The 7,598-nt window shown below is 54.8% G+C and carries 5 protein-coding genes and 1 pseudogene; 3 read left to right on the top strand and 3 right to left on the bottom strand.

The window, feature by feature from the left end; translation table 11 throughout:
* The 3 genes and pseudogenes from RTK32_RS15955 to RTK32_RS15945 all read left to right on the top strand — a co-directional run.
* Nucleotides 1-138: pseudogene (locus RTK32_RS15955) on the top strand (molybdopterin-synthase adenylyltransferase MoeB); the annotation flags it as partial.
* A 127-nt stretch (nt 139-265) separates the two neighbouring features.
* On the top strand, nt 266-1,807 hold the full coding sequence (locus RTK32_RS15950) for a sensor domain-containing diguanylate cyclase (protein WP_312045680.1): 1,542 nt from the start codon (nt 266-268) through the stop codon (nt 1,805-1,807).
* Between the two features lie 458 nt (nt 1,808-2,265).
* Nucleotides 2,266-2,532 (top strand): hypothetical protein, encoded by a 267-nt coding sequence (locus RTK32_RS15945; RefSeq protein ID WP_312045678.1) that lies wholly within the window; start codon nt 2,266-2,268, stop codon nt 2,530-2,532.
* 1 nt (nt 2,533) lies between these two features.
* Here RTK32_RS15945 and RTK32_RS15940 read toward each other — a convergent pair whose 3' ends face one another.
* The 3 genes from RTK32_RS15940 to RTK32_RS15930 all read right to left on the bottom strand — a co-directional run.
* Nucleotides 2,534-4,126, bottom strand: a complete 1,593-nt coding sequence (locus RTK32_RS15940; protein WP_312045676.1) for an ABC-F family ATPase — start codon at nt 4,124-4,126, stop codon at nt 2,534-2,536.
* 102 nt (nt 4,127-4,228) lie between these two features.
* Nucleotides 4,229-5,716 carry a sugar porter family MFS transporter gene (locus tag RTK32_RS15935; protein WP_312045675.1) on the bottom strand — a complete coding sequence of 496 codons (1,488 nt, stop codon included), beginning with the start codon at nt 5,714-5,716 and terminating at the stop codon, nt 4,229-4,231.
* Between the two features lie 464 nt (nt 5,717-6,180).
* Nucleotides 6,181-7,598: efflux transporter outer membrane subunit (locus tag RTK32_RS15930; RefSeq protein ID WP_312045673.1), on the bottom strand; the 1,418-nt coding region annotated here is incomplete at its 5' end.

Here is a 7,598-nt window from a genome sequence, read left to right as displayed (position 1 = left end):
GCCATGGAAGCGATTCGCCTGTTGAGCCACTACGGCGACAGCGTGGCGGGAAAATTGCTGATGTACGATGCGATGACGTTGCAGTTCCGCACGCTTAAGCTCGCAAAAGATCCTCATTGTGAAGTTTGCGGCGGTTAGCCTCTTTTGCGCGCCTGATTCTGTAACGGCGCGCCCATTCCTTATCCATTTAGTCTGTAAAAACAACCTATTCTTTTGGCTGACGCTATAGTTAGATCACTGCGTACGTCGCGCCAGGGAGAATTGCATGAGCGAGGAGCACCACCCACAACCTGATGTCAGCATACAGAGCCTGCGTCGCCTGCTGGTTATATTTTTGCTGGTGATAGGCTGTGCCGTTGTGCTGGTGAACGGTTGGGTGATTTACAGTATCTGGCAGCGCATTGTGAATGAAACGCAAAACGATGCCCGTAATTTATCGCAATCACTGTCGCGACAGGCCGAAGATACGCTGCTGCCCGTCGAACTGACCCTGCAGGATCTACGCGACCGTATTACGCTGGTTGGTCTTGATGCCGAGCGGCAGAATTACCTGCATACGCTATTACTCGAACGGAAAGCATCGCTGCCGCAGTTACACGGCCTGTTTATCTATGACAGTGCAGGCAACTGGGTGCTGAATTCTCAGGGAATGCCTGACCGGCGAAACAATGCCGACCGCGCCTATTTTAAATACCATCAACAGCATAATGACCCAGGCCTGCATATAGATGAGGTGATTCACAGCCGCAGCACTGGCGAGCTGGTTATTCCTGTTTCAATGCGGCTGAATAATCGTGACGGCACTTTTCGCGGCGTGTTGCTGGCTACGCTGCGCATTGACTATTTCCGGCAAATGTTTGGCTATTACAATTTGGGCGACAGAGGACTGCTGGCGCTGATGACCCATACGGGCAATATTCTTTATATACGTCCTTTTGCAGACAGCCTGCTTAACCGCAATATTTCCAACAGCCCATTGTTTACGCGTTTGCTGAAAACAGCCCCCAGTGGAACAGCAAACTATAAAGCCGCGCTCGATGGCGTCGAACGCATTTTTGGCTATGCGAGCCTGAAACGCTACCCGCTGGTGATTACCGTTGGCTATGACAAAAAGCACCTGATTCAGGTCTGGCTGGCGGAGCTGGTGGTTTACCTGTCGCTGTGCGCGTTGCTGCTGATAGTCATTGCCGCGCTGGGCTGGCTGCTGCTGCGTAATATTGGCCATACCATTCGCGACCAGGAAGAGCTGGCTACGGCACGCGACAGGCTGACGGCAGTGAACCGTACGCTGCAAACGCTGGCGCTGGTGGACAGCCTTACCGGCCTGGCAAACCGCCGCCAGTTTGACCTTTATCTCGACCGCAGCCTGGAACGGGCCAATAAACTGCATTCGCCTCTGGCGCTGCTGATGATAGACGTAGACTCATTTAAGCGGTTCAACGATACCTATGGCCATCTGGCCGGTGACGAATGTTTAAAATATGTCGGCAACGCGCTGCTGAACGTTGGGCTTCGCTCTGACGATCTGATTGCACGTTATGGCGGCGAAGAATTCGCGGTGATCCTGGCCGATTGCGGCCCGGAAGCGGCAATGAGGGTCGCCGAAAAGATAAGAGAAGCCGTGGTCGAGCTGGCGATCCCCCATCGTAACAGCGAAAGTGCGGCTAAAGTGGTCACTATCAGCACGGGCTTCCATGTCATGCAAAGCGGCCAACAGGAAGATCGTCAGACGCTGATCGGCAAGGCCGATAAAGCCCTTTACCAGGCAAAAGTCACTGGCCGTAATCGGGTGGAAATGTTCCAGTAATGTTCCAAAAAGCGCACCTTCCCTTTTTCTTTCGCCATGATCCCTTACGCCGAGTCTGCAATGACGACACCATGGCCTGCAGGCAGAGTCAGAACGCAAGGATGAGAGAGGGGTTATCATTTTTGCCCGCCGGCCCCGCGTGATGCCTGGTATAAACACCGGGGAAGCAGAGAAAACAGGGATATGCCGCTACAGCCCTCCTGAAGAAGATACGTGCCAGGCGAAACTTGAGCTTGCGGTACTTAGCGCTCGTAATGTTTGCCACCAAAGCAGATGTGGCGGCACTCAGAACCGGGCTGTTATAAGAGATAGTCGTCAGCCAGGTGCGAACCCGTGTCAGGCTTAAAAGAAATAAGGGAAATTTCGGTGCGATTAAGGGAAAGTTTCAAAGGAAGCCCGACAAGATTGAGGGAAAATCTGAAAGAAAGCCCGCTTTGCCTGAAGGAGAACCTGAAAGGATGAACGAAAATTCCGGCTGGATTGAAGGAGAACCTGGAAGGATGAACGAAAAGTGCGGCTGGATTGAAGGAGAACCTGGAGGGATGAACGAAAAGTCCGGCAGGATGAACGAGGAATTTAACGACCTCATTCAGGATCGCCTGCACATTGATGGTCCCGGCACTGACCGCGAGGCTTCTGTGGTTTGTCAAAATCGCTCTTCTGACAATCTGACCCGACATTCATCGGGCCAGCAAGGCGGAGCAGGCGCCCCGCCTTTCACTTAACTCAGGCAATGCCCTTACTGCGCAGATAATCTTCGTAGTTACCGGTGAAGTCGTGGATTTTGCCCGGCGTCATTTCAATCACGCGGGTTGCCAGCGAGCTGACGAATTCACGGTCGTGGGAAACGAAAATCAGCGTGCCTTCGTACATTTCCAGCGCCATATTCAGCGCCTCAATGGACTCCATATCCAGGTGGTTGGTCGGCTCATCCATAATCAGCACGTTCGGTTTTTCCATCATCAGCTTACCGAACAGCATACGCCCCTTCTCACCGCCGGAGAGCACTTTCGCTGGCTTTTTAATGTCGTCCTGGCTGAACAGCAGGCGACCCAGAATGCTGCGTACCGCCTGCTCGTCGTCGCCTTCCTGCATCCACTGGCTCATCCAGTCGAATACAGTCAGGTCATTCGCAAAATCGTGCGCGTGATCCTGAGCGTAATAGCCGATGCGGGCATTTTCTGACCATTTAACCGTACCGTTGTCCGGCTGCTGTTCGCCTACCAGCGTTTTCAGCAGCGTGGATTTACCGATACCGTTCGGTCCGATAATCGCCAGCTTTTCGCCCACTTCCAGCAGCAGATTCACCTTTTTAAACAGCGGCCCCTGATCGAAGCCCTTGGTAAGCTCTGCCAGCTCCAGCGCGTTACGGAACAGCTTTTTATCCTGCTCGAAGCGGATAAACGGGTTCTGACGGCTGGAAGCCTTCACTTCATCCAGCTTGATTTTGTCGATCTGTTTGGCACGAGAAGTGGCCTGACGCGATTTAGAGGCGTTGGCGCTAAAGCGGCTGACAAACGACTGAAGTTCGTTGATCTGTGCTTTCTTTTTGGCGTTATCGGCCAGCAGACGCTCGCGTGCCTGGGTGGCCGCCGTCATGTACTCGTCATAGTTGCCCGGGTAAACGCGCAGCTCGCCGTAATCCAGGTCGGCCATATGGGTACAGACCATGTTCAGGAAGTGACGGTCGTGTGAAATAATAATCATGGTGCTGTTACGTTCGTTCAGCACCTGCTCCAGCCAGCGAATAGTATCGATGTCCAGGTTGTTGGTAGGCTCATCGAGCAGCAGGATCTCTGGATTAGAGAACAAGGCCTGCGCCAGAAGCACGCGAAGCTTCCAGCCTGGCGCGACTTCGCTCATTGGGCCATAGTGTTGCTCCAGCGGAATGCCCACGCCCAGCAACAGTTCGCCCGCACGTGATTCTGCGGTATAGCCGTCCATTTCACCGTATTTTTCTTCCAGATCGGCCACTTTATAGCCGTCTTCTTCGCTCATTTCCGGCAGCGCGTAAATCCGATCACGCTCTTCTTTCACTTCCCACAGCTCGCCGTGGCCCATGATCACCGTATCCAGCACGGAGTACTGCTCAAAGGCGAACTGATCCTGACGGAGTTTACCGATACGCTCGTTAGGGTCGAGCGATACGTTGCCCGCCGACGGCACAAGATCGCCGCCGAGGATTTTCATAAAGGTGGACTTGCCGCTACCGTTGGCACCGATCAGGCCATAGCGGTTGCCGCCGCCAAATTTGACAGAGATGTTTTCGAACAGCGGCTTACTGCCAAACTGCATGGTGACGTTGCTGGAAACTAGCACAGGATTGCCTTTCGTTTACGATGGGGGAATAAATCAGCGCATAGTATGCCAAAAAAAAGGGGCGGCGAATACACCGCCGCCCGCTGAAGCTTTCCGTTTTCGCTAATGGCTTTCCGCTTTACGTTCCGTTGCGGGTATAGCTCGTGTCCCGACGTCGTCACTCAGCCAGTCATGCAGATAGTGCTCGATCTGTTCCAGGCTGCGGTTGCGCGTTTCCGGCACGCATTTAATAACAAAAACGGCCCCGAATAAGCCTACAAAAGCGAAAATAAAGAACGCTCCGGAAAGCCCGACCGTCGCCAGCAGCACCGGGAAAGCCAGTGAGATAACAAAGTTGGCTATCCACATTGCGAATACCGCGCCGCCCATAAAGATCCCGCGCAGGCGCGTTGGGAAAATTTCCGACAGCAGCAGCCAGGTCACCGGCGACAGGGCGCCCTGCTGGAAGCTGAGGAACATCAGCATCCCCAGCAGGACCAGATAGCTTCGCATCATGTCCGGCTGGCCACCTATTGTTTCCGGCATGAAATAGCTGACGCAACCAATAAAAAGCAGGCAGGCAGTACAGCCGAACTGGCCGATCATCGTCATAGTCCGGCGACCCAGACGGCCCAGTAGCCAGATGCCGACAAAGGTCATCAACACTGAAATTGCACCGTTGGCGATGGTGGCAAACAGGGCAGCGTCGGTGCTCATACCTACCGCTTTTAGCATGGTGGGCGCGTAATACATAATGGTGTTGACGCCGGAAAGCTGCTGAATAACCGCGATGCCGATGCCGATAAGAAACAGTTTGAACAGCCAGGGTTTGCGCAGCGCTTTCAGACTGGGTTTGCTTCTGTTCTCTTCCTCACTGAGCGTTTCTTCGATTTCGGTCATTTCCCACTCTACATCACTTTTAGCGCGGGTTCGTTCCAGTACCTTGCGTGCCTCAGCCAGACGCCCTTTCATCGCATACCAGCGCGGCGTATCGGGCATAAACATCATGCCAAACCAGAGGGCCACGGCAGGCACAGTCGCGATGGCCAGCATCCAGCGCCAGGTTTGTTCACCGCCCCAGGCAGCATTAAAACCGGCGTTAGAGATATAGGCCAGCATTTGACCGGAAACGATCATCAATTCCTGCAGCGTCACCAGCTGCCCACGCTTGTTGGCAGGCGCGATTTCAGCGATGTAAACCGGCACGGTTGCGGCCGCGCCGCCTACCGCCACGCCTAATACCAGGCGGAAGAAAATCATCCAGTGCACATCCGGTGCCAATGAGGTTCCCAGGGCGCCAACAGCAAAAATAACGGCGAGAACGATAATGATTTTCTTCCGCCCGGCTGCCGCAGCGAAATGGCCGGCAATCAGCGCGCCAAAGGCGGCACCGAACAGCAGCGAACTGGTGACCAGGCCGGTAGTAAACGGCGTGAGGTGCAGCTCCGTGCCCATAAACAGCAGCGCGCCCGAAATAACGCCGGTATCGTAACCAAATAGCAGGCCGCCCAGCGTAGCAATCACCGCGATTACCTTAACGAAGGGTTCCGTGCGTGACGTGCTGTTCGGTCCCGATGCCCGATTGGGCGTGAGATATTGTTCTTTAGGCATAATGTTGACCTCTTCATTATTCGCAGGTCAGGCTGCCAGGATGGATACGTGGCGCCTGGTGTATTCTCCAGGCTCTTAACTTAGTGCATTTCTTTCATTTGAAAGAACAATGAAAATTAAATTTTGCGGCACAGCTCTCACGGTCTGATTGTTTTTGTGACGCAAGTATCATACAGAAGGGATCCTCTTCGCCTTTGCGGCTATCAGCCTGCGTACGGAAGCAAACCGGGCACCGATGCTACTAAAATTTTTATTTCATTTGATGGAAATACCTCAACCGAATTTTACCTGATGCGATTGCAGCGGATTTTTTGCTGCTGACAGACATTCAGACTGGTGAAGGGACAGGCGGCATCGGATTAATAATGGCAAGACGATAAGAATTTAGCGTCAGATAAGACAGGGAAAAAGACAAAGGCCTGGGCTGGCGGCAACATTACGTTACCACCAGCCGGGCTATGGCATCACGGCGTATCGCCACTTTCCGCCGGACCAAAAACGGAGTAATTCGGCAGCTGTACGTTCTGATAAAGTTCCCAGCCGCCACCCAGCGCTTTATAAAGCGCGACCAGATCCAGACTGCTCTGTACCCTGGCGGAGGCGGCCTGCTGCTTCGCCTGAGAGAGCTGGCGCTGCGCGGTCAGCGAGTCGATAAACGAAGAAAGCCCCTTACCGTAGCTGTCATTAGCTAAATCGAAGGCGTTTTGCAGCGCATCGACCGTTTGATCCAACCCTTCAACCTGCTGCTGGTCGGTGCGATAGCTGACTAACGCGTTTTCCACATCCTGCAAGGCGGTCAGCACGGTCTGACGGTAGCCAAGTGCTGCACTGGCCTGCTCCGCTCTGGCGAGCCTGACGCCCGATACCAGCCTGCCGCCCTGGAAGACAGGCAGCGAAACCGAGGCGCCGTAGCTGTAGAAATGGCTGCTCCAGTTATCCAGATAGCTGGCATCAGTGTTGCGCATCCCAAATTGCCCGGTCAGCGAAAAGTCGGGAAACAGTTGCGCGACGGAAACGCCAATATTGGCTGTTGCCTCATGCAACCTCGCCTCCGCCTGGCGCACGTCAGGACGACGCCGTGCCAGCGTGGACGGCAGACCGACCGATACTGCTTTCGGCAAGGCCGGCATCGCTTTCGGCGCGGCCAGCTCGGCATCCAGGGCGCCAGGTGGCTTGCCCGTCAGAACCGCCAGTCCGTTCATCGCCTGATGAATTTGCGCTTCATACTGCGGCAGCTGCGCCTGCAGAGAATGCAGCTGAGCGCGCGCGTTTTCCACATCCATCTGGGGAGCAAGGCCGTTGCGTTGCTGACTTTGGGTCAGTTCCAGCGTCTGCTGCGCGACGTCAATCTGCGTTTGCAGTGTCTGGCTAATCAGCTGCGCGCCGCGCAGCTGTAAATAAGTTCGGGCTACTTCTGCCTCCAGAGAGACCAGCGCATCGTTACGGCTTTCCAGTGATTCCTGCTGCTGCGCGCCTGCCGCCTCGACCTGCCGACGGACTTTGCCCCACAGATCCAGTTCCCAGGCGGCGTCAAAGCTCCCCTGATACAGCCCAACCGGTTTAGTCAGCCCGTTCAGCGCCGAGCGGACATCGCTATCCCCGCCGATATTATCCAGCTGGTCGTAAACGCCTTTGGATTCCAGTTCGCCCTTCAGGCCCAGCTGCTGGCGCTGTGCCGACGCGGCACCGTTAAGAGTGGGAAACCACGCGCCACGAGCCTGATTAAGCTGCTGTCGAGAACCGGCAATACGTAAAACCGCCTGTTGCAGGCTCAGGTTACCGGCAATAGCGCGATCGATAAGGCTGTTTAACTGGGGGTCGTTAAAAGACTTCCACCAGCCCGGGTTGGTCACGGTGCTTTGGGGACGAGACGCACGATCCG

The sequence above is a fragment of the Erwinia sp. genome (assembly GCF_031978025.1).
Lineage (GTDB): Bacteria > Pseudomonadota > Gammaproteobacteria > Enterobacterales > Enterobacteriaceae > Erwinia.
The sequence above is the reverse complement of the archived record's forward strand: the minus strand, read 5'-3'. Positions and strand labels throughout refer to the sequence as shown.